Origin of the sequence: Albidovulum sp. (assembly GCF_008933605.1) — a bacterium.
In the GTDB taxonomy this organism is placed as follows: Bacteria; Pseudomonadota; Alphaproteobacteria; order Rhodobacterales; family Rhodobacteraceae; genus Albidovulum.
Genome location: NZ_WBUS01000004.1, coordinates 1 through 20,686, shown reverse-complemented (window position 1 = coordinate 20,686; position 20,686 = coordinate 1). Strand labels below are relative to the sequence as shown.

19 protein-coding genes are annotated in these 20,686 nt (G+C 66.8%); 3 read left to right on the top strand and 16 right to left on the bottom strand.

What is annotated here, in order from left to right; all coding sequences use genetic code 11:
* Window position 1: 1 nt before the first annotated feature.
* Genes F9K34_RS01090 through capB form a run of 5 tightly spaced genes read right to left on the bottom strand, consistent with a single transcriptional unit; the run spans window position 2 to window position 6,284 of the window.
* Window positions 2–916, bottom strand: a complete 915-nt coding sequence (locus tag F9K34_RS01090) for a branched-chain amino acid ABC transporter permease (RefSeq protein WP_291334622.1) — start codon at window positions 914–916, stop codon at window positions 2–4.
* Window positions 916–1,650, bottom strand: a complete 735-nt coding sequence (locus F9K34_RS01085) for an ABC transporter ATP-binding protein (protein ID WP_291334621.1) — start codon at window positions 1,648–1,650, stop codon at window positions 916–918. Before F9K34_RS01085 ends, F9K34_RS01090 begins: the two co-directional genes overlap by 1 nt.
* The gene (locus F9K34_RS01080) at window positions 1,647–2,399 is read right to left on the bottom strand and encodes an ABC transporter ATP-binding protein (protein WP_291334620.1); all 753 of its coding nucleotides are present in this window, start codon (window positions 2,397–2,399) and stop codon (window positions 1,647–1,649) included. Before F9K34_RS01080 ends, F9K34_RS01085 begins: the two co-directional genes overlap by 4 nt.
* Window positions 2,396–4,486 (bottom strand): caprolactamase subunit alpha, encoded by a 2,091-nt coding sequence (gene capA / locus F9K34_RS01075; RefSeq protein WP_291334619.1) that lies wholly within the window; start codon window positions 4,484–4,486, stop codon window positions 2,396–2,398. The genes F9K34_RS01080 and capA overlap by 4 nt, the downstream gene beginning before the upstream one ends.
* A gap of 13 nt (window positions 4,487–4,499) precedes the next feature.
* Window positions 4,500–6,284 carry a caprolactamase subunit beta gene (gene capB, locus F9K34_RS01070; RefSeq protein ID WP_291334618.1) on the bottom strand — a complete coding sequence of 595 codons (1,785 nt, stop codon included), beginning with the start codon at window positions 6,282–6,284 and terminating at the stop codon, window positions 4,500–4,502.
* Between the two features lie 254 nt (window positions 6,285–6,538).
* On the opposite strand from capB, the gene F9K34_RS01065 reads away from it, so the two are divergent.
* The gene (locus F9K34_RS01065) at window positions 6,539–7,483 is read left to right on the top strand and encodes an AraC family transcriptional regulator (protein ID WP_291334617.1); all 945 of its coding nucleotides are present in this window, start codon (window positions 6,539–6,541) and stop codon (window positions 7,481–7,483) included.
* A 70-nt stretch (window positions 7,484–7,553) separates the two neighbouring features.
* Here F9K34_RS01065 and F9K34_RS01060 read toward each other — a convergent pair whose 3' ends face one another.
* The 5 genes from F9K34_RS01060 to F9K34_RS01040 are packed head-to-tail and all read right to left on the bottom strand — an operon-like array spanning window position 7,554 to window position 11,742.
* Window positions 7,554–8,522, bottom strand: a complete 969-nt coding sequence (locus F9K34_RS01060) for a biotin-dependent carboxyltransferase family protein (protein ID WP_291334616.1) — start codon at window positions 8,520–8,522, stop codon at window positions 7,554–7,556.
* Window positions 8,512–9,387, bottom strand: coding sequence for a 5-oxoprolinase subunit B family protein (locus F9K34_RS01055; RefSeq protein ID WP_291334615.1), 876 nt, complete (start codon window positions 9,385–9,387; stop codon window positions 8,512–8,514). Before F9K34_RS01055 ends, F9K34_RS01060 begins: the two co-directional genes overlap by 11 nt.
* A gap of 8 nt (window positions 9,388–9,395) precedes the next feature.
* The gene (locus tag F9K34_RS01050) at window positions 9,396–10,772 is read right to left on the bottom strand and encodes an acetyl-CoA carboxylase biotin carboxylase subunit (RefSeq protein WP_366557754.1); all 1,377 of its coding nucleotides are present in this window, start codon (window positions 10,770–10,772) and stop codon (window positions 9,396–9,398) included.
* Window positions 10,772–11,005: an acetyl-CoA carboxylase gene (locus F9K34_RS01045; protein WP_291334614.1), complete on the bottom strand. Its 234-nt coding sequence runs from the start codon at window positions 11,003–11,005 to the stop codon at window positions 10,772–10,774. The genes F9K34_RS01050 and F9K34_RS01045 overlap by 1 nt, the downstream gene beginning before the upstream one ends.
* Before the next feature lie 11 nt (window positions 11,006–11,016).
* Window positions 11,017–11,742 carry a LamB/YcsF family protein gene (locus F9K34_RS01040; RefSeq protein ID WP_291334613.1) on the bottom strand — a complete coding sequence of 242 codons (726 nt, stop codon included), beginning with the start codon at window positions 11,740–11,742 and terminating at the stop codon, window positions 11,017–11,019.
* A 112-nt stretch (window positions 11,743–11,854) separates the two neighbouring features.
* Between F9K34_RS01040 and F9K34_RS01035 the strand changes: the two genes are divergently transcribed.
* Window positions 11,855–12,760, top strand: coding sequence for a LysR family transcriptional regulator (locus F9K34_RS01035; RefSeq protein WP_291334612.1), 906 nt, complete (start codon window positions 11,855–11,857; stop codon window positions 12,758–12,760).
* Window positions 12,761–12,999: 239 nt separating this feature from the next.
* On the opposite strand, the gene F9K34_RS01030 is transcribed toward F9K34_RS01035, so the two are convergent.
* From F9K34_RS01030 to F9K34_RS01015, 4 genes are all read right to left on the bottom strand, one after another.
* Window positions 13,000–14,283 carry a TRAP transporter large permease gene (locus F9K34_RS01030; protein ID WP_291334611.1) on the bottom strand — a complete coding sequence of 428 codons (1,284 nt, stop codon included), beginning with the start codon at window positions 14,281–14,283 and terminating at the stop codon, window positions 13,000–13,002.
* A 1-nt stretch (window position 14,284) separates the two neighbouring features.
* Window positions 14,285–14,881 (bottom strand): TRAP transporter small permease subunit, encoded by a 597-nt coding sequence (locus F9K34_RS01025; protein ID WP_291334610.1) that lies wholly within the window; start codon window positions 14,879–14,881, stop codon window positions 14,285–14,287.
* A 67-nt stretch (window positions 14,882–14,948) separates the two neighbouring features.
* Window positions 14,949–15,992: a TRAP transporter substrate-binding protein gene (locus F9K34_RS01020; protein ID WP_291334609.1), complete on the bottom strand. Its 1,044-nt coding sequence runs from the start codon at window positions 15,990–15,992 to the stop codon at window positions 14,949–14,951.
* Window positions 15,993–16,077: 85 nt separating this feature from the next.
* Window positions 16,078–16,800 (bottom strand): isochorismatase family protein, encoded by a 723-nt coding sequence (locus F9K34_RS01015; protein ID WP_291334608.1) that lies wholly within the window; start codon window positions 16,798–16,800, stop codon window positions 16,078–16,080.
* 194 nt (window positions 16,801–16,994) lie between these two features.
* On the opposite strand from F9K34_RS01015, the gene F9K34_RS01010 reads away from it, so the two are divergent.
* Complete coding sequence (locus tag F9K34_RS01010) at window positions 16,995–17,894, top strand: LysR family transcriptional regulator (RefSeq protein WP_291334607.1); 900 nt, start codon at window positions 16,995–16,997, stop codon at window positions 17,892–17,894.
* Window positions 17,895–18,080: 186 nt separating this feature from the next.
* Here the strand turns inward: F9K34_RS01010 and F9K34_RS01005 are convergent, their stop codons facing one another.
* A complete protein-coding gene (locus tag F9K34_RS01005; protein ID WP_291334606.1) occupies window positions 18,081–18,425 on the bottom strand; it encodes a hypothetical protein in 345 nt (114 codons plus the stop codon).
* 86 nt (window positions 18,426–18,511) lie between these two features.
* Entirely contained in the window at window positions 18,512–20,491 is a 1,980-nt protein-coding gene (locus F9K34_RS01000; protein WP_291334605.1) for a bifunctional 2',3'-cyclic-nucleotide 2'-phosphodiesterase/3'-nucleotidase, read from the bottom strand.
* Window positions 20,492–20,686 lie beyond the last annotated feature (195 nt).

Below are 20,686 nucleotides of genomic sequence, written 5' to 3'. Positions count from 1 at the left end.
CTCAGACACGCTCCTTGGTGCCGCGGGCGGAAAGGAGGCCCTGCGGGCGGAAGATCAGCACGAGGATGACCGCGCCGTAGACGAAGGCATCGCGGAAGGCGCGGGCGTCGGGCGGCAGGATCACCTGCATCACGGTCGCCACCGTGCCCAGCAGGAACCCGGCGAGCACGGCGCCGGCAAGGCTTCCCATGCCGCCGATCACGGTGGCGATGAAGGCCATCAGCATCACATTCGCCCCCATCATGATGTTCGCCGTCCCGGTCTGCGACCCGAGGATCAGCGCGATCGCCGCCGCGAGCGCCCCCGAGAGGGCGAAGGCCCCCATGATCACCCGGTTCGCCCGCACCCCCAGCATCCGCGCCATGGTGAAGTTCTCTGCCGCCGCTCGCATCTCGAGCCCGAACCGCGTCCGGCGCAGGAAGGCCGTCAGGCCGAAAAGCACGGCGACGGTGACGAGGATGGTGATGAGCTGCAGCAGCGGAATGCGCGCACCGAGGATCTCGACGGGCTGCGAGAGTGTCGGCAGCAGGGAAATGCTCTTCGGGCGGCTGGAAAACAGCATCAGCAGGAAGTAGCGGATCACGAAGCCAAGGCCGAAGGAGGCGATCATCATAGTGGCGGGATTCGCCCGCCGGAAGCGGCGGAACACCACCAGTTCCGACAGCACCGAAAGGCCCGCGCCGACGGCCAGCACGAAGGGGATCAGCAGGAACCACGGCAGGTTGCCGGCGAAGACGATGGCCACCGCATCGACCGAAGGCCAGAGCAGCGCGAAGACGCAGGCGGCGATCACGTCGCCATGGGCGAAGTTCACCAGCCGCATCACCCCGAAGATCAGCGCGATCCCCAGCGCTCCCAGGGCATAGAGCGACCCCAGCGACAGCGCGTCGAAGACAATCTGGAGAAGCGATCCCATCAATGCTCTCCGTATCCGAAATAGGCGGCCTGCATCGCCTCGCTTTGCCCGAGCGCGCGCGCGTCGCCGTCCAGCACGATCTCGCCCCCGCGCATGAGCATCATCCGCCCGCCCACCATCATCGCCCGGGTCGAGGATTGCTCGACGATCAGGAGCGTCAGCTTGCGTTCGGCCCTGAGCGCGATGAGGCGTTCGTAAACCTGGTCAGTGATGTTCGGCGCCAAGCCGAGCGAGGGCTCGTCGATGGCCACCAGCCGCGGCGTCGTCATCAGCGCCCGGCCGATGACCAGCATCTGCTGCTGGCCGCCCGACAGGAGCCCGGCCTGGGTGTGGCGGCGTTCCTTCAGGATCGGGAAGGTGGCATAGACCGCCTCCAGCTCGCTCGCCGCCCGGGCCTTCCAGCCCCGCGTCGCCGAATGCATCCCCGTCCCCACCATCAGGTTTTCCTCGATGGTCAGGCTGCCGAATACGTCCCGCCCCTCGGGCACCATCGAAAGGCCCAACCGAGCGATATCCTCCGGCGCCTGGCCGGTGATGTCGTGGTCGGCGAAGTCGACCCGGCCTCCGGCGGGCGGCGCGACCCCGGCGATGGCGCGCAGGAGCGAGGATTTGCCGGCCCCGTTCGGCCCGGTGATGAACAGGATCTCGCCCTCGGCGAGGGTGAAGGTCACGCCGCGGACGGCGGTCAGGCGGCCATAGCGGACCGAGACGTTGGAGAGCGCCAGAAGGCTCATGCCTCCACCTCCAGCACGGGAAGGTCGGTCTCCGCCGCGGTGCCCATGTAGGCGTGGCGCACCCTTTCGCTGTCGCGGATGGCCGCCGGCGGGCCGGTCTCGATGACGGCGCCGGAATCGAGCACGACGATGTGGTCGCAGAGGCCGAGCACCAGCCCGACGTTGTGTTCGATCAGAAGGACGCCGCAGCCCAGTTCTTCCGCGATGCGGCGGATCAGGGCGGAAAGCTCGGCCGCCTCCTGCGCGCTCATCCCGGCGGCGGGTTCGTCGAGAAGCAGGAAGGCCGGCCTGCCCATCAGCGCCCGGCCGATGGCGACGCGGCGTTCATCCGTGTAGGGCAGGGTGCCCGCGATGCGGTTCGCCAGCGGCGCGATGCCGACCCAGTCGAGCATCGCCTCGGCCTCGGCGATCGCGGCCTTGCGCGACTGGCCAAGGCCGACGCCGGTGACTTCGAGGTTGTCGATGACGGGAAGGTCACGGAAGAGCCGCCCGCCCTGGAAGGTGCGGGCGATGCCCCGGCGGCGCACCTCGTGCGGCCTCAGGCCCGAAAGGCCCTGCCCGTCCAGCCGGACAGAGCCTTCGGTTGCGGCCTGAAACCCGGTCAGCACATTGACAAGGGTGGTCTTGCCCGCTCCGTTCGGGCCGATCAGCCCGACGATCTGGCCGGAGGCGACGGTCAGGTCAACGCCCGACAGCGCCTTCAGCCCGGCAAATGCGACCGATACCTTGTCTGCGCTGAGTTCGCTCATCTCGCTCCTTTCCGGTCACGGGTGATGAGGTAGGAGCCGCTGGCATCCAGCTTCGCGGTCCAGCCCGGCTCAATCACGATGGTGGTGGTGACCTCCTCGATCACCGCCGGCCCCTTGATCGTGGCGCCGACGCCCAGCGGGGTGCCGTCGTAGATCGGCGTCTTCACCCGCTTGCCGTCGGCGCTGAACACCGCGTCGCGGTAACCCTTCAGCGCCTTCGCCGGGCTTGCGCCCCTGCCGATCGCCATGCGGGCGGGCTTGTCGACCACGCCATAAAGCGTGCTTTCGATGTTCACCACTTCAACGGTCGAGGCCGGCTCGGCATAGGTGTAGAGTTCCTTGTGACGCTTGTGGAAGGCGTCCTTGACCTTGCCGATCGACTTGGCGTCCACCTTGAAGGTGCCGATTTCCACCGTGCATTCGTGGACCTGGCCGACGTAGCGCATGTCGAGGCTGCGCTTGATGACGATGTCCTTGCCCTTGAAGCCATCAGACTTCAGATGTCCGATGCCCTGCGCTTCGATCTGGCCGAAGAGTTCGTCGATCCGGGCATAAGCCGCGTCGTTGTCCAGCCGCAGGGGCGCGGTGGCCATGTAGTTGTATTTCACGTCCGAGATGATCTGGCCGAAGGCGCAGAGGCCCGAGGCGAGTTTCGGCAGGACGATGGTGTCGATCCCCATCGCCTCGGCGAGCGCGGTGATATGCGCCGCCGTCGCGCCCCCCGCGCCGACCAGGACGAAGTCGCGCGGGTCATAGCCGCGTTCGACGGTGACGCGGCGGATGCCATTCACCATGTTGGCGTTGACGATGGTGAACATGCCGTAGGCGGCGCGCTCAACGCTCATCTTCAGCGGGTCGGCGAGGTTGGACTTGATCGCCTGATGCGCCTTCGCGGCATCGAGCGGCAGCCGCCCGCCGACGAGCCCGTCGGGGTTCAGGTAGCCAAGGACGAGGTTCGCGTCCGACACCGTCGGCAGCTTGCCCCCCTGGCCATAGCAGGCCGGCCCGGGGTCGGAGCCGGCCGATTGCGGGCCCATCTGCATCAGCCCCATCTCGTCGATCCAGCCGATCGAGCCGCCACCCGCGCCGAGGGTTTCCACCTGGATCATCGGCACGCCGATGCGGTAGCGCAGGAAATCGATGTTCTTGTTGATGTTGGTGGAGCCGTCCTTCGTCAGCGTGATGTCGAAGGAGGTGCCGCCCATGTCGACGGTGATCACGTCCTTCTTGCCGAAGGGCTCGCAGACATACTGCCCGGCGGCGGGGGCCGAGGCAGGACCCGAGTTGATGGCATAGACGCTGCGGTCGGTCATCGCCTGACCGATGGCAAGCCCGCCGTTCGACTGGTAGTAGCGCACCGGCTGCTTGGCCCCGAGGCTGCGGAAATAGGCATCCACCGCGTCGACGTAGCGCTTCATGATCGGCGCGAGGTAGGCGTTCACCACGGCAGTGGAGGTGCGGGTGTATTCCCTCACCTGCGGGTAGAGCTCGCTCCCCACGGTCAGGACTACGCTCGGCATCATCTCGCGCACGATTTCCGCTGCACGGGCCTCGTGCGCGGGGTTCAGCACCGACCAGACGAAGCTGATCGCCACCGTCTCCACACCTTCGGCCTTGAACAGTTCGCAGGCCGCCCGCACGTCCGCCTCGTTCAGCGCCTCGCGCACGCTGCCATCCGACAGCACCCGCTCCCGCACGCCCTGCCGCAGGAAACGCGGCACCAGCATGGTTGCGGGCGGGTATTCCGGGTCGTAGCGGTAGCCGTCTTCCTTGTGGCCGAGGCGGATCTCGAGCGAATCCTCGTGTCCGGCGGTGCAGATGAGGCCGGTCTTCGCCCCCTTCAGCTGGATCAGCGCGTTCAGGCCCACCGTGGTGCCGTTGATGCAGAGGTCGCAGTTCGACACCACGGTTTCCGCCGGAACCCCAAGCTCCTCGGAGATCAGCGCGAGGCCGTTCCGGATCGCGAGCGTCGGATCCTGCGGCGTGCTCAACGCCTTGAAGAGTCGGACCTGCCCGGACTTGTCGGCCAGCACGAAGTCGGTGAAGGTGCCGCCCGCGTCGATCCCCAGTCTGTAATCGGATTTCATCGTCTCATCCCCCTCACTTCGCGGCCACGGCGCGACGCTTCGCGCGCAGGGCTTCGGTTGCCTTCATGTCCACGCTCAGCGTGGCAGGGTCGGTGATGATGACGCCGTAATCCTCCTTCGCGCCGTTGACCGAGACGAGCCCGTTCTTCACATCCCAGATGACCTTTTCCACAGCCCGGTCCATCGGGTCGCCATAGCCGCCGCCGCCGGGGTTCATGTTGGTGATGCGGTCGCCGGGCTTGATGATCTTGATGACGTTCTCGCGGATCGTCTCCTTGGTCTTGCCTTCCACCAGTTCCAGCCGCCCGACCTTGGTGTCGATCATCGTGCTGGCCGCCCCGGCCGCGCCCACCGCCGGGATGCGGCGGCCCTCGCCGAAGGTGATGAAGGTCATGTCGTCGTTGAGGGGCTCGACTTCCCAGGCGGTGCCGCTGCCGCCGCGGAATTTCCCCGCGCCGCCACTGTCGGTCATCAGCGAATAGCGATGGATGATGATGGGGTAGCTGTACTCCAAGAGTTCCACGTCGCCGCTCGTCAGCGCGCCGAAGCAGCACTCCGGCCCGCAGGCGTGCCAGCCATCCTGGCTGGGCGTCGCGCCCGCGCCCGAGATGATGGTGGCCAGCACCATCGTCACGTATTCCTCGTCGTGCCGCTTGTCCCAGCCCGCGATGTTCAGGCCGTTCGCATGGCCCCAGGATGCGCTGACCTTGGACGGCACCGCCTTTTCGAACGCAAGCCGCACCGCGTCGGTCAGCGTCTCCATCGGCGTCGTGGTGCAGTTCATGTGCGGCGCCGGTTCCTGCGCGTTGCAGATCGTGCCCTTCGGCCCGAAATCCACCGTGACGCAGCGATAAAGCCCTTCATTGTAGGGCGGCGGCAACTGGGCGAACATCATCAGGCCCAGGTAGACGCCGGAGTGGCTGTTCCCCTCGTAGCTGTTGATGAAATAGGGGATCTGCGGCGGCGAGGAGATCGCGATGTGGCAGCTGTCGCCCTTGATCGTGACCTTGGCCTTGATCTCGAAATCGCCGAAGCCGTGGCCCGCGTCCTCGAGGATCGCCGAGCCCTCGTAGGTCCCGTCCGGCACCGCGGCGATCAGGCCGCGCATCTGCTTCTCGGCCATGTCGAGAAGCATGTCGATGCAGGCGTCCACCTGCTCCTCGCCGTATTTCTCCAGCATCGCCAGAAGCGCGCGTTCACCCACCTGGCAGGCGCCGATCAGGGCGTTGAAGTCGCCCTCCTGATCGCGCCGGGCGCGCATGTTGGTCAGGATGAAGTTCAGCACATCCTTGCGCGGCTGGCCCCGGTCCCAGACCTTGACCGGCGGAATGCGCAGGCATTCGGCATAGATTTCCCGGGCGTTCGGGTTGTAGCCGGCAGGCACCGGCCCGCCCACGTCGGTCAGGTGGCCCTTGCAGACGGTCCAGTACTTCAGTTTCCCCTTCCAGAAGACCGGCCGGTAGAAGCAGGTGTCGATGGCATGGCTGCCGCCCCAGGCCGGGTCGTTGTGGATGATGAGGTCGCCTTCGTGGATGTCGCCCTCGAAGTACTTCGCCACGACCTTCATTGCCGGGATCAGCGAGCCGAGGTGGATCGGAATGTCCTGGCCCTGCAGGATCATCTCCGGCCGGTGGTTGAAGAGCGCCGTCGAATAGTCATGCGCCAGGTTGAACACGCTGGAGCGGGCGGTCTTTTCCAGCGACAGCGTCATTTCGCGCTGCGTCGTCTCCAGGATGCCGCGGACCACCGAAAGGGTGATCGGATCGACATCCAGCTTTTTCCTTGGCTTTTCGGCCATCACGAAGCCCTCACTCTGGGGCCGCGCAACGGGTGGCCGTCCGGGTCCCGGACCCGGGCGAATCGCCTTCCATCCCTGTCGCGCGGCGTCTGTTGCGCCGTTGATGACAGGACGCTAGCGGCGCCGGGCCGGGGACGTCTTTGCAGCGCGTGCACGCGTTCTTGCGTTTCCGCGCATCCCGCGGCCGCGGGCCGACAGGCCACTTTACAGGTGGGTTCGCGCATGGCCTGATGCGGGCAAGGGGGGAGGACCCGATGAAGACCACCATCACGACCCGCGGGGTGGATCAGGCTGTCCGCAGCCGCCACTGGCATGAAACCATCGCCAGGGCCTACTTTCCGCTGGACCTGACCTTTGCCCGTCCCGAGGCCTTCGATGGAGAACTCACCAGCTGGGACCTTGGCGGTGTCTCGCTGTCGCGGCTGACCTCCGAGGCGCTGATGTACCGCCGGCTGCCCAAGCATTTCCGCGAGCCCGGGCCAGAGGAGTTCCTCGTCACCCTGCCGGCGAAAGCCGAGGTGCGTTTTTCCCAGTGCGGCAAGGAGGTGAGGGCGAACCCCGGCGCCTTCTTCATCGAACGCAGCCACGAGCCCTACGAGTTTTCCCACGGCGAGCCGGCCGACCTCTGGGTGATGAAGCTCGGCAAGGATCTGCTGGGCGGCCGGATTCGCGCGCCCGACCGCTTCTGCTCGCTGCAATTCGACGCGACCAACGGGGCGAACGGTCTCTTCGTCGATATGGTCCACCTGATCCCGCAGCGCTACGACGCGATGACCGAGGAAACCCGCACCATCGTCGGCCGGCAACTGGTGGATCTGCTCGCTCTCGCCATCCAGTCCGACGAACGGGTGCTGACCTCGGGCAGCTCGACGGTGCGCACGGCCCACCTGGCGCGGATCGAAGCCTTCGTTCGCCGCAACATCGACGACCCCGACCTTGGCCCCGAGGAAGTGGCGGCGGGCTGCGGCATCTCGGTGCGCTACCTGCACGAGCTTCTGCGCGACACGAACACGACGCTCGGCCAGTGGATCCGCGACACCCGCCTGCAGGCGGCGATGGAGGATCTGACCAACCCGGCCGACCGGCGCGGTATCGGCGAGATCGCCTATGCCCGCGGCTTCACCGACCAGGCACAGTTTTCCCGCGCCTTCCGCGCCCGTTTCGGAGTGCCCCCGAAAGAGGCAAGGGGCCGCGGCTGACCCCGGGACGACAGGCGCGGGGCCGGTGCCGGGATGCGGCCCTCCCCTTGCCTGCTGCGCCCCGGTCACCCTACCGCCCCAGGTGGTCGCGGACGCGCTGGATGGCCGCCTGCCGGTCATGGCGGGCGGCCAGCGCCTGATCCATCGTCACCTCGACGAACCGGGCGGGCGCATGCGGCTGTAGCTGTCCGATCAGGTCCATGTCGGCGCTGATCACGCAGCCGAGCATCATGTAGCCCCCGCCCGAGACCGCGTCGCGATGCAGCACGATGGGCTCCGTCCCGCCGGGAACCTGGACGGAGCCATAGGGGTAGCAGGCATCGACGATGTTCGACGGGTTCGACCCCGCGCCGAAGGGCTGCTCGCGCGGAACGAAGTCCAGCGCCGTGCCGCCCCGGAAACGGTAGCCGATCCGGTCCGCCTCGGGTGCAACCTTCCAGGTGTCGGCGAAGAACCGTTTGCCCGATTCCGCCGTGATCCGGTGCCAGTAGAGCCCCGGCAGCATCCTGAGCTCGGCCGGGCTTGCCGGCATCCGCCGCAGCCCGGCCGGAATCGCGCCCTTGCCGCCCGCACCATCGCCGACCGGCAACTCGTCTCCCGCCTTCAGCGCGCGCCCTTCGTGGCCGCCCAGTGCGCCAAGCGTGTAGGTGGACCGCGACCCGAGCGTCATCGGAACGTCGATCCCGCCCGAGACCGCTATATAGGCCCGCGCGCCGGATTTCAGGAAGCCGAACGACAGCCGGTCCCCCGCCTTGACCGGGAAGGCCTCCCATCCCTGGCGATCCGCGCCGTTCAGCTTCGGCGGCAGGTCACCGCCGGTGACGGCGACGGTCGCGGGCGCCGTGAATTCCAGCTCCGGCCCCAGGAACACGGCCTCCAGCACCGCCGCGCCCTCGTCGTTGCCGACGAGCATGTTGGCCGCGCGGAGCGAGAAGCGGTCCATGCCGCCTGAAATCGGGATGCCAAGATGGTAGTAACCGGGGCGGCCTAGGTCCTGCACGGTGGTGGACAGGCCCGGGGAGATCACCTTAACGGCCATTGAGCGCCTCCATCAGCTTGGCATTGGTGCCGGCCATGTCCCTGTTGAAATCGGTCAGGCTGAAGGTCGCAGGCCGGATCACCGGCTCGAAGCGGTTCGCCTCCACCGCCTCGATCGTCGCGTCGTACTGGTCGCGGCCGATCGGCTTCCACTTCACGATGTCGCCGGGCCGGAAGAGGCACATCTCGTCTTGCAGGTAGCTGACCTGCTGGTTCGGGTCGTAGATCGGCATCGGCGTGATGCCGAACATCTGGTAGCCGCCCGCGCCCCGTACCGAGTAGATGCAGGAAAAGCAGCCGCCATGCCCGATGGTCAGCTTCGGCGTGTCGGTGCGCGGGCGCAGGTATTTCGGCACCTGCAACTGCCGCTTGCGCTCCACCATCTGGTAGAGGAACGGCAGCCCCGCCACGAAGCCGACCATCGAGACGAACCAGGGCTGGCTCGAATGTGCCTTGATGAAGTTCTCGACCGTGCCGAGGCCGTTCACCTCTGCGGCATATTCAAGGTCGGTCTTCGTCGGGTCCTGGTGCCGCTCGCGAAAGCGCATCAGCGTCTCCTGCGTCCAGGGGTCCTGGTAGAACACGGGGATTTCCATGATCCGGGTCTTCAGGATCGCGTCGGATTTCGCCGCCGCGGCCTCCATGCCCTTCAACTCCTTCAAGAGGTCGTCCGGCCTGATCGCGTCCGGGTCGAACTTGATCTGGAAGCTGGCGTTCGCCGGGCAGATCTCGGTCACGCCCCTGATCCCCGCCTCGCGCACGGCATTGGTCATGCTGAGCGAGGTGAAGAAAGACTCGAGCGACATATCCTCGGAGACCTCCCCGAAGATATGCTCGTCGCCCCCGAAGGTGAATCGGATCGACATGGTCCCTCCTATGGTTCGAGGTCCGGCACCAGCCGGGCGGAATGAGTTTCCAGCCAGCCTTCCAGCCAGCGGGTGTGAACGGCATTGGCCTGCACCGCCGGATCACCGGCGAGCGCGAGGAAGAGGGGTTTCGTGGTGCGCAGGCCCTCGATCCGGGTCTCGCCCAGGGCCCTGACCAGCCGCGTGATCGCGGCCTCGCGCGTCTCGCCATGCACCACCAGCTTGGCCAGAAGCGAGTCATAGAACGGCGGCACGGTATATCCGGCGTAGAGCATGGACTCGAACCGCACCCCCGGCCCTCCCGGAACCCTGAGCGCGCTGACGGTGCCCGGGAAGGGGGCGAAGTCGCGCGACGGGTCCTCGGCATTGAGCCGCACCTCGATGGCATGGCCGCGCGCGACGATCTCGCGCTGTTGCAGGCGCAGGGGTTCACCCCCCGCGATGCGCAGACCCTCGGCCACCAGGTCGATCCCGGTGATCATCTCGGTCACCGGATGCTCGACCTGGATGCGGGTGTTCATCTCGATGAAGTGGAAGCGGTCGGCCTCGTCGTCGTAGAGGTATTCGATGGTGCCGGCGCCGGAATAGCCCACCGCCCGGGCCAGACGGACCGCGCTGGCGCAAAGCTCGTCCCGCACCCGGTCCGAGAGCGCGCGCGACGGCGCCTCTTCCCAGACCTTCTGCCGCCGCCGCTGAAGCGAACATTCCCGCTCCCAGCAATGCACCGCGTTGGTGCCGTCGCCCAGCACCTGCACTTCGATGTGGCGGGCCTTCGTCACCACCTTTTCCATGTAGAGCCCGCCGTCGCCGAAGGCGGCCAGCGCCTCCGCCGCGGCCTGCGGGAAGGCGGCCTCGAACTCGGCCAGGTCATTCGCGATCCGGATGCCCCGGCCGCCCCCGCCGGCGGCGGCCTTGATCATCACCGGGAACCCTGTGTCCATCAGGATGTGCCGCGCTTCCTCGATATCCGCCACCCGGCCCATGCTGCCCGGCACCACCGGCACTCCCGCCGCGTGGGCGGCCGACCGGGCGGCGACCTTGTCGCCCATGGTGCGGATCGCCTCGGCCGACGGGCCGACGAAGGCGATCCCCGCCGCCACGCAGGCGTCGGCGAAGCCCGCATTCTCGGCCAGGAAGCCATAGCCGGGGTGAATGCTGTCCGCCCCGGTCGCCTCGGCCGCCGCCAGGATCGCGGCGACATTCAGGTAGGACTTCTTCGCCGCCGGAGGGCCGATGTTCACGGCCTCGTCCGCGATCTGGACGTGCAGGGACTCGCGATCGGCGTCCGAATGGACGGCCACGGTCGCAATCCCGAGGTCCTTCGCTGCGCGGATCACCCGCACGGCAATCTCACCCCGGTTGGCGACCAGAAGCTTCCTCAGCATCAGCCGACCTCGGCCAGAACCGCGCCCGCCATCACGGGCTCTTCATTCTCGGCAACGAAGCGGATGCTGGTGCCCGCGACATCCGCCCTCACCTCATGGAACGACTTCATCACCTCGATCAGCCCGATCACGTCGCCCACGGCGACGGCGTCGCCATCGGCCTTGAACGGCGGCTTGTCGGGGGCAGAGGCGCGGTAGAACGTGCCGGGAAGGGGGGAAAGCAACTGAGCCATGGAGGAACCTCTCAGATCGTGTAGGGCTGCACCGCCGCCCGCACCGCGCGGGCGATGTCGATGGCGTTCGGCGTGTCGGAATGGATGCAGATGCTGTCGCAGCGGACGGGAATGTCGGAGCCGTCGATCGCCGTGCCCTTGCCTTCGGTGATTGCGCGCAGGCAGCGCGCGGCCATCAGGGCAGGATCCTTGGCGTCATGTTCGCGCGTGACGATCAGGCTGCCGTCGGGGGTGTATTCGAGATCGGCGTAGAACTCGGCGACGAAGTCGTGCCCGCGCGCCGGATAGACCTTCTCGTGCAGCGTGCCGGTCATTCCCAGAAGCGGCACCCGGAACACGTCCGCCGCGTCGCAGACCGCGTGCGCGATGTCTTCCTGCCGCGCCGCCATCCCGTAGAGCGACCCGTGCGGCTTGATGTGGTTCAGCTCCATCCCCTCGGCCTTGAGGAAGCCGCAGAGCGCGCCGATCTGGTAGATCAGGCAGTTCGCCATCTCCTCGCGGCCCATCTTCATCTCGCGCCGGCCGAAGCCCTGCAGGTCGGGCAGGGACGGATGCGCGCCGACCTTCACCCCGTGCCGCTTGGCAAGCCGCACGGTGGCGCGCATGTGGTCGAAGTCGCTGGCATGGAAGCCGCAGGCCACGTTGGCGATATGGATCAAGGGCATCAGCCCGGCGTCATCGCCCATGCGATAAAGGCCAAAGCTTTCCCCCATGTCACAGTTGACCGTGACAGGCATTACCCCTCCCCAGCAGTGTTTTCGAGTTGGAACGAAGCTGGCCCGAGTCGGCCATCATTGGCAAATACGAAATTCTGCAAGACGATATCGAGAAATTTGATAAGGTGCCCTCATGTCGCTGACGCTCAAGCAACTGCGCTATTTCATCGCCGCGGCCGAGACCGGGCAGATCAGCCATGCGGCGATGGAGATGAACATCTCGCAATCCGCCGTGACCGCCGGCATCCAGGGGCTCGAGTCGACGCTGGGGGTGAAGCTCCTGTCCCGCAGCGCCCAAGGGGTATCCGTAACCCCCGAGGGCGCGCGCTTCCTGGCCCGCGCGCGTGGCATCATGGCCGCCGTGGAAGACGCCACCCGCAGCCCGTTGGGCGAGGAGACGCGCATCATCGGGCGCCTTCGCCTGGGGGTGACCTACACGGTGGCGGGCTATTTCATGTCCCGCCACTATGCCGCCTTCCGCCGCGGCTATCCCGGCGTCACGCTGGAACTGACCGAACTGCCCCGCGCCGCGATCGAGAATGCCCTCGTCGACGGGGGACTCGACCTGGCCGTCATGCTGACGTCGAACCTTGCCAACCACGAGGACCTTGACGCCGAAACCCTGTTCCGCTCGCGCCGGCGGCTCTGGCTGCCCTCCGATCACCCCCTGCTTGCCGCGCCGGGTGTCCCGCTAAGCGACATCGCGCGCGAGCCCTACGTCATGCTGACCGTGGACGAGGCGAGCCGCACCGCCGGCCGCTACTGGGACGCCCACGGGCTGGCGCCGAACGTCGTCTTCTCCACATCCTCGGTCGAGGCAGTCCGCTCGATGGTGGCCGCCGGAATGGGGGTGACGATACTTTCGGACATGGTCTACCGGCCGTGGTCGCTGGAAGGGCAGCGGATCGAACAGCGCACCACGGTCGAGCCGGTTCCGTCGATGGATGTGGGCCTGACCTGGTCCCGTGACCGTCCGCTCTCCGCGCCCGCCCAGGTCTTCCGCAGCTTCCTGTCGCTGACACTGGGGGCCGGCGGGTAGGCGGGGGGAAGTCAAGACCTGCGGCGCGGCCGGACCGGTTCCCGAGGCAGGCACCAACGGCCTGTCCCCCCGCGTCTCTTGCGCCGTCCGGCGGACCGGCCCTGCCTGACAACGGTCGCCACCGGCAAGGGCCACCAAAGCAAGATGACCCGGACAGGGCTGGGTCATTTGCGGCTTGCCTGTATCATCCCCTCGGTGTTCCGCCGCGCAGCGGGTTGCCGAGGGGCCGTGTCATGCGCTTACCCGAAGGTCGTCGGCATCCAGAGGGCGATCTCGGGCCAGACGATCAGAAGCACGATCATCACCAGCATCGCCACGACGAACGGCAGCGCGCCGATGATGACGTCGTTCATCGGTCCGCGCCCGCGCACGCCCTGGATGACGTAGAGGTTGACCCCGATCGGCGGCGTGATGAGCGCCGTCTCAAGCAGGAGCATCATCAGGATGCCGAACCACACCAGATCGTAGCCCAGGCTGGACACGATCGGCGCCACCAGCGGCGTGGCGATGAGGAGCAGCGAGAAGGCTTCCATGAAGCAGCCCAGGACCAGGAAGCCCAGCACGATCACCGTCATCGTTTGCAGCGGCGAGAGGCCGAGGCCGAGGATCGCGTCGGTCAGAAGCTGCGTCAGGCCGATGATCGAAAGCACGAAGTTCAGGAACATCGCCGCCAGCACGATCATCATCACCATGGCCGTGGTGCGCATGGTGCCTTCGAGGCACTGCATCAGCATCTCCACCGAGAGCCGGCGGTTCACCGCAGCCAGAAGCAGTGCGGCGGCGACACCCAGCGACGCGGCCTCGGTCGGGGTGGCCAGACCGGCGTAGATCGAACCGACCACGGCGAGAAAGATCAGCATGGGCGGGATCAGGTCCGGCAGGCTGGACAGGCGGGCGCCCCAGCCGGTCGAGGCCGGGCGGCCGCCCCAGCCCGGGCGGAAGAGGCAGGCGATGAGAACGGTGACCATGAACAGACCGGCGAGCATCAGGCCCGGCACGAACCCGGCGAGATAGAGCTTGGGCACCGAGGTATTGGTCAGAAGGCCATAGACGATCATGTTGATCGAGGGCGGGATGAGGATTCCCAGTGTGCCTCCCGCCGCCAGCGTGCCCATGAACAGCCGCTCGTTGTAGCCGCCCTTGCGGGCCTGCGGGATGGCCACCGTGCCGACCGTCGCCGCCGTGGCGATGGACGATCCCGAGGTGGCGGCAAAGAGCGTGCAGGCGCCGATGTTGGAGTGCATCAGACCGCCTGGCAGCCAGGACAGCCAGTGCGACAGGGCCGCGTACATCCGCTCGGCGATGCCGGAGCGGAGAAGGATTTCGCCCATCAGGATGAACAGCGGAATGGCGACGAGGATGAAGTCGGTGCTGTTCGTCCAGTAGATGTCGCCCAGCGCCCGGTAAAGCGGCATGGGCGAATAGATCTCTGCCAGGACCAGGGCCAGGATACCCAGGACAGCGGCGATCGGGACGGCAAGGCCGACCAGAACGAACAGGATGGAGACGGCGGAACCCAGCATCTTACACTTCCTTCATGGTGTGGTGCGGCAGCACGCCCGCGGTTTCCTCTTCGATCTCTTCCTCAACGGAGGGAATGCCGCCGATCCGGTCGGCACGCGCGAGATCGCCCTTCATGCCGGCGGCGATCATGGCCGCCAGCACCAGCAGGAGGCAAAGGCAGAGCAGAAGCCAGCCCATGAGCCAGGCTGACTGCGGCAGGATCAGCGGCGTCTGCAACGGCGTGATCGCGCGCGAGCCGTTTACCCAGGTGACCTGCACCGCCAGCGCGGCGCGCCAGGTCACGAAACCGGCGAATACGGTCAACAGCGCGAGGCCCATCAGGTCCAGCGCGTAGCGGACCTTCGCCGGCATCAGGACATAGGCCGCGTCGATGCGGACATTGGCGCGGTGCAGCAGCGCGTAGGGCAAAGACAGGGCCGTCGCGACGCCGAAGAGATAGCCGGAGATTTCATCCGACCCGCTCATCGTCACGCCGAGCAGGCGCCGGGACAACACATCGGCGCAGACCATCAGCGCCGAGAACAGGATCATCGCGCCGCCAATCCTTACGGCGGTTCGCGACAGGCGGAGTGCGGAGTGGAGGAGGCTGTCGAGCATGGACCGGGTCTCCGACGGGAAGGGCCGAAAGGAAAGGCGCCGGGGCATGCCCGGCGCCGTGCGGTGGTCAGTTGGTGGGAACCGCGAGACCGGCGGCGCTGCCCGCGCTGGCGTTCCACTCGGCGGCGCAGTCGATCCCGCAGCGCTCGCCCCAGCGTTTCAGCACGAACCCGTCCAGGATCACCTGGCGGGCGGCGATGTCAGCCTCGGCCGGTTCGTGCAGCACGGCCTTTCCGGCTTCGCCCAGCGGGCATTCGCCGCCGGTGAGGCAGGCCACGCCCACCTTTTCCTTTGTCTCGGCGTCGGCCCAGGCCTTGTCTTCCATCTTCGCGATCTCGGCCGTCATCGCGTCGCGGGTTTCCTGCGGCAGGCTTTCCCAGAGCTGGGTGTTGATCGCGGTGAAGGTGATCGAGTAGCCGACGCGCAGGGCGAAGACGTCGGTGATGACCTCGTGCCACTTGGCGTTGTAGGCGCTCATCGGGTCGGTGATGGCGCAGTCGGCGACGCCCTTCTCCAGTGCGGGGACCACTTCGGCGAAGGGAATGGTAACGGCAACGCCGCCGGCGCCTTCGACGAAATCGCCCAGCGTGGCCGAGTGCACGCGGACCTTGCGGTCCTTCAGGTCGGCGATGCCGGCGATCGGCTTGGTGCAGTAGATCATGCTCGCAGGCCAGGGATGCAGCGACAGGATCGTCGCGCCGTAGGTATTGCGGAAGGTGCGGTCCATGGTGGGCTGGTAGGCCTCTGCGATGGCGCGCATGGTGGCGAAGTCGGGCGCGATCGACGACAGGTCGGTGCCCTCGATGGCCGGGTTCTCGGCCGCCACGTAGGACCCGAGGCCGTGAGCCACCTCGAACACGCCCTGGCTGAGCAGGCGCATGACTTCGCCGCCCTTCAGGCCCGCCTCGGTGATCGGGATCGCCTCGGCCGTGAGGGCGCCGTTGGTGGCGGCAGGAAGGGTTTCCGCCCAGAACGGTTTCTCGAGGTCGTTCCACGATGCAAGGTTGCCCCAGGTGCCGATCACCTTGAACTGGTGCGGCTGGATTTCGGCGGCAGCGGGACCGGCGGCAAGGCCGAGGCCGAGCGCGGTCAGAAGAAGATGGCGGTTCATCGTTGAGTCTCCTGTTGGTCTGTTGTCGTTGTCCAGGGTAAACCGCCGGGCCATGCTTGACCCGGCGGTCACCGGATTCAAGCCTTCATTCGGCCGCATGCTTCTGCCCGGCGAGCCCGTTGATGTAGGCCACGCACTCGTCCGCGGTGTGGACGTCGCCGAACTTCGCGTCGATGTCGAAAAGGTTCCACGCGACGGCGCCCGGCACGCGGTCGCCGATGCATTCCTTCACCGCGATGGTGCGGAAGCCGTCGGCGATGCCGTCGCAGATGGTCTGGCGGACGCAGGCGCAGGCGGTGACGCCGGTCACGAGGATGGTGTCGACGTTGTTGGCGCGCAGGATGCCCGCAAGCTCCGTCCCGTGGAACGACGAGGCCCGCTTCTTCAGCAGCGTGTATTCGCCCTCGACCGGCGCGATGCGGCTGTCAATCGCCCAGAGGTCCTTGTCGGCGAGGTTCACCACGTCGACCGGGATCTTGTTGTGCCACAGGCCCATGTCGGTGAAGGGCGCGTTGCGGTCGGTGATCTCGTAGGCCGTGGTCACGTGGACGACCGGCAGCCCGGCGGCGCGGAAGGCCTTGAGGAGCTTCTGCATGCCGGGGATGATCTCGTTGTCCATCTTCTCCTGGTCGCAGGTGAAGGGGTTGCCGGGGCGGGTCCAGGCATTGGCCAGGTCCACGCTCACCAGCGCTGGCCGCTTGCCGAAGCCCACGCGGCGCTGGAAGCCGCGCGCCTGGTAGAGTTTGCTGGCCGTATCGAAGGCCTGCTGAAGCAGCCGGTCCAGTTCCTTTGCGTCAACGTCGCTCATTTCATTCTCCTCGAAGGTCCCGCCTGGCCGCCTCGGGCCCCGGATCGGGAAGTTTCTGGATGCGACGTTCTCGTTTCAGGGAGCATCGAACATCGCCCGGAAACCATTATGCGAAGGTGGAGTGCCGCTGGTGAATTGCAGAGTCGACGTGTATTGATGCACGGAACGCATCGCTTTCGAGGGAGGGTCTCGGGATGACGGCGACGCTGGGAATAGACCTCGTGCAATCCTTCCTCGTCCTGGCCGAGCAACTGAACTTTCGCCGCAGCGCCGAACGGCTGAACCTCGACCAGTCCGCCCTGACGCGCCGCATCCAGAAGCTGGAGCACCATGTCGGGTTCCGCCTGCTGGACCGCACCACGCGCGAAGTCGTGCTGACACCGGCCGGGCGGGCCTTCTACGAGGACAACGCCCACTTGATGCAGCACTATCGCGACACGGTGGAAAATGCGCGCCGCGTGGCCGAGGGCAAGGCCGGGGTGCTGCGCGTGGCCTACATGGCTTTTGCCGCAACCGAGCAGATGCCGCGCATTGTGTCGCGCTTCCGCAAGGAACATCCGCACGTCGAGGTGAAGCTTCAGTACATCCGCACGCAGGGCCAGAAACTGGCGCTCGCCAACGACGAGATCGACCTCGGTTTCATGATCGGGCCCTTCGATCATCCGGACTTTGACAGCGCGCTGCTGTCGTCCGAGATGCTCTATGCCGTTACGCCTCTGGATCACCCCCTTCGCAGGAAATCGACGCTCGTCCCCGGCGATTTCCGCGATCAGCCGATGATTCTCGGAGATGTCCGGGAATGGGCCGAGTTCCGCTGGCGCCTGAATGACATGTTCGCTGCCGAAGGCGTCGAACTGCGCCCGACGCTGGAGGCGTCGAACACGCTGGCATTGATTGGCCTCGTGGCTGCTGGCCTCGGCGTCACGATCTACCCGGAAAGCCTGATCGGCTATCTCGGCCGGAACGTCGCGGTGCGCCCGATCAGCCATCCCGCCTTCCGCAGCCAGACCATCCTGGTCTGGCGCAGGAAGAACAGGTCGTCTCTCCTCAAGGGCTTCCTCGCGGCGGCACGCCCGGAGCATCCGGATCCCTGATCGACGGATGGGCGCGGTACCTTCGGTCGGACCCCCGCCAAGCCGTCGCGCCCGTAGGCCTGCGTCCTGCCGTCGATACGGCGCCATCGCCCCCGGATCTCCGCATGCCGAGAGAACCGTTCCCGGCGCGGCGCGACCTCAGCCGCGGCGTGATCTGCAGTGCGGACGCGGCGACCGCGGGGTCGGTCACCGGAACAGGTTGCCTTCGCACCAGATCTTCGTGAAGGCACCGGTGCAGGTCGTTTGCCGGCCGAAGCCGGTGACATGGAAGCGGGCGAAGAGGGTGCGGTCTTCCTCGGTCACCTCGAGGCCTTGGCGCACGACATCGAAGCACGTCGACGGCTTCAGCTTGCAGCCGATGAGCGCGACCGTGGCGAAGGCATCGCCGCCCGCGTCCACATCGGTCGTGGCGATCCTGGTCTGGATCGTCTCGCGGAGCATCGCGTCGAAATCGCCAAGGCCCGGCCGGGTGAGCCAGGCCGCAACGCCGAGGAGCAGCGCCAGAAGGATTGCCCAGAGGATGACCCGCATCGCGCGCTCCTGCCGTTGTCGCAGGTCTTATGCCGCGAGGTGGCGGGGCCTGTCGAGCCCCTCCCCCGGCAAGACACGCGCGCCGGTCAGAGCGTGATGCGGAACCGGGCGAATCCGTCCGGGCCGTCGCCCGCCGGCTCGATCGCAAGCGTCGTCAGGTCGGCAAGATGGTCGACCGCCTTCGGCCCGGTGTCGAACAGAACGCTCGTCCCGGGCAGGGCCTTGAAGCGCCAGTTGCCGTCGGCGGTGGGATTGATCGTGCCCTCTTCGACGATGAAGCGGACGATGATGTCGCGGTTGGTGTCGGGCCCCTCGAAGATGATCGTGTCGCCCTTGGCGCCGGGGAAGTCGCCGCCGCCGCCGGCGCGGTAGTTGTTCGTCGCGATGACGAATTCGGCCGCCGGATCGACGGGCTGACCCTGGTGCATCAGGTTGACGATGCGGCTGGCGTCGGGGTTCAGATCCTCACCCTTCGGCCCGTATTTCGACGGCTGGCTGAGGTCGATCTCGTAGGTCACGCCGTCGATGACGTCGAAGTTGTAGCTCGGGAAGTCGGGGTTGAGGAGGACCTGGTCGGCCTTCCCCGGCTCCACCTGGTTGAACATGCCGGCGGAGCGTTCAAGCCAGTCCTTGAGCTGCTGCCCCGTCACCTTCACCGCGCGGATCGTGTTGGGGTAGAGGTAGAGGTCGGCCACGTTCTTGATCGCCACGTCGCCCGGCGCCACGTCGGTGTAGTAGTCAGGCCCCCCGCGCCCGCCGGCCTTGAAGGGCGCGGCGGCGGAAAGCAGCGGCAGGGCTTCGTACTCGGTGCGCTTCAGCATCTCGGCGATATACCAGGTCTGCGCCTGGCTGACGATCTGCACGGACGGATCGTCGGCCACCAGCGCGAAATAGGAATAGAGCGGCGCCGAGGTCTTGCCGACGGCGCGGCGGACATAGGCGAGCGTCTCGTCATGTTCCTTCTGCACCGAGGCAATCACGCCGGGCACGTCCTCGACCAGCGCGGTGATCGAACGGTCTTCGTTGCGCTGCGAGATCGGCCGTGCCTCGGAGGTCGAGGATATGACCTTCCAGCGGTTGCCGTCGCGTTCGAGGAGAAGGTCGATGAGCCCCATGTGCGAGCCCCAGAAGCCGCCCATGACGGCGGGCTTGCCCGAGATGGTGCCGGTGGCCACGTCCACCTCGGCGAAGCCGTCGAAAGTGGAGGATGGGAAGACGAGATGGCTGTGACCGGTCATCAGCGCGTCGATGCCGTCCACCCGGGCCAGCGGGGTGGAGGCGTTCTCCATCCCCTCGGCGTGCTCGGCCGGGCCGATGCCGGAATGGCTGAGCGCCACGATGATGTCGCAGCCCTCTTCCAGCATCTGCGGCACCCAGGATTGCGCGGTCGCCACGATGTCGCGGGTCTGGACCTTGCCTTCCAGGTGCTTGCGGTCCCAGTTCATGATCTGCGGCGGGACGAATCCGATGAGGCCGACGCGGATCGGGTGCTTCTCGCCCGCGCCGTCGGTCACCTCGCGGTCGAGGATGATGTACGGTTTGATCAGCGTCTCGTCCTCGCGTGGCGAGGCGCCCATCGTCTTGACGACATTGGCGGACACGATGGGGAAGTTCGCGCCCTCGAGCGACTTCATCAGGAAATCGAGCCCGTAGTTGAATTCGTGGTTGCCGAGGGTCGAGGCATCGAAGCCGATCGTGTTCATGGCGGCGATGACGGGATGCATGTCGCCGTCCTTCATGCCCCGTTCGTAGGCGATGTAGTCGCCCATCGGGTTGCCCTGGAGGAAGTCGCCGTTGTCGACCAGCATCGCGTTTGTCGCCTCGGCGCGCACCGCCTCGATGAGGCTCGCGGTCCGCGACAGGCCCACGGTGTCCACGGGCTTGTCCGCGTAGTAGTCGTAGGGAAAGACGTGAACGTGCAGGTCCGTCGTCTCCATGATCCTCAGATGCGCCTGGTTGGCGGCGGCGAAGGCGGAGTAGGGGTGCAGTGCGATCAAGGAAGCTCCGGCGGCGCCCCCGGCGAGGAAACCCCGGCGGGTGAGAGGGAAGTGCGTACGTGCGGTCATGATGGCCCCCATCAGTCGAGTCCCGAGTGACCGTCGGAGCGTAGCATGACATGCGCGTGACGCTAACCGCGGATTCGGCCGCCTGCCAGCAAACGGTGTGTTTCCATCGCGTGATTCACCCTTGAGTTGTGCAATCGCCACGGAACATTGCCGTTGTCCACCGGTTTGCAACCGTCGCCCGTCCGTGCCACATCT

What these genes read in the sequence shown, in the direction of transcription:
- F9K34_RS01080 (WP_291334620.1), bottom strand. Translation starts at nt 2,399, where the DNA reads ATGAGCGAACTCAGCGCAGACAAGGTATCGGTCGCATTTGCCGGGCTG.
- F9K34_RS01090 (WP_291334622.1), bottom strand. Translation starts at nt 916, where the DNA reads ATGGGATCGCTTCTCCAGATTGTCTTCGACGCGCTGTCGCTGGGGTCG.
- F9K34_RS01055 (WP_291334615.1), bottom strand. Translation starts at nt 9,387, where the DNA reads ATGTCGATCCGATTCACCTTCGGGGGCGACGAGCATATCTTCGGGGAG.
- F9K34_RS01045 (WP_291334614.1), bottom strand. Translation starts at nt 11,005, where the DNA reads ATGGCTCAGTTGCTTTCCCCCCTTCCCGGCACGTTCTACCGCGCCTCT.
- F9K34_RS01065 (WP_291334617.1), top strand. Translation starts at nt 6,539, where the DNA reads ATGAAGACCACCATCACGACCCGCGGGGTGGATCAGGCTGTCCGCAGC.
- F9K34_RS01060 (WP_291334616.1), bottom strand. Translation starts at nt 8,522, where the DNA reads ATGGCCGTTAAGGTGATCTCCCCGGGCCTGTCCACCACCGTGCAGGAC.
- F9K34_RS01030 (WP_291334611.1), bottom strand. Translation starts at nt 14,283, where the DNA reads ATGCTGGGTTCCGCCGTCTCCATCCTGTTCGTTCTGGTCGGCCTTGCC.
- F9K34_RS01085 (WP_291334621.1), bottom strand. Translation starts at nt 1,650, where the DNA reads ATGAGCCTTCTGGCGCTCTCCAACGTCTCGGTCCGCTATGGCCGCCTG.
- F9K34_RS01050 (WP_366557754.1), bottom strand. Translation starts at nt 10,772, where the DNA reads ATGCTGAGGAAGCTTCTGGTCGCCAACCGGGGTGAGATTGCCGTGCGG.
- F9K34_RS01010 (WP_291334607.1), top strand. Translation starts at nt 16,995, where the DNA reads ATGACGGCGACGCTGGGAATAGACCTCGTGCAATCCTTCCTCGTCCTG.
- F9K34_RS01020 (WP_291334609.1), bottom strand. Translation starts at nt 15,992, where the DNA reads ATGAACCGCCATCTTCTTCTGACCGCGCTCGGCCTCGGCCTTGCCGCC.
- F9K34_RS01015 (WP_291334608.1), bottom strand. Translation starts at nt 16,800, where the DNA reads ATGAGCGACGTTGACGCAAAGGAACTGGACCGGCTGCTTCAGCAGGCC.
- F9K34_RS01025 (WP_291334610.1), bottom strand. Translation starts at nt 14,881, where the DNA reads ATGCTCGACAGCCTCCTCCACTCCGCACTCCGCCTGTCGCGAACCGCC.
- F9K34_RS01035 (WP_291334612.1), top strand. Translation starts at nt 11,855, where the DNA reads ATGTCGCTGACGCTCAAGCAACTGCGCTATTTCATCGCCGCGGCCGAG.
- F9K34_RS01000 (WP_291334605.1), bottom strand. Translation starts at nt 20,491, where the DNA reads ATGACCGCACGTACGCACTTCCCTCTCACCCGCCGGGGTTTCCTCGCC.
- capA (WP_291334619.1), bottom strand. Translation starts at nt 4,486, where the DNA reads ATGAAATCCGATTACAGACTGGGGATCGACGCGGGCGGCACCTTCACC.
- capB (WP_291334618.1), bottom strand. Translation starts at nt 6,284, where the DNA reads ATGGCCGAAAAGCCAAGGAAAAAGCTGGATGTCGATCCGATCACCCTT.
- F9K34_RS01040 (WP_291334613.1), bottom strand. Translation starts at nt 11,742, where the DNA reads ATGCCTGTCACGGTCAACTGTGACATGGGGGAAAGCTTTGGCCTTTAT.
- F9K34_RS01005 (WP_291334606.1), bottom strand. Translation starts at nt 18,425, where the DNA reads ATGCGGGTCATCCTCTGGGCAATCCTTCTGGCGCTGCTCCTCGGCGTT.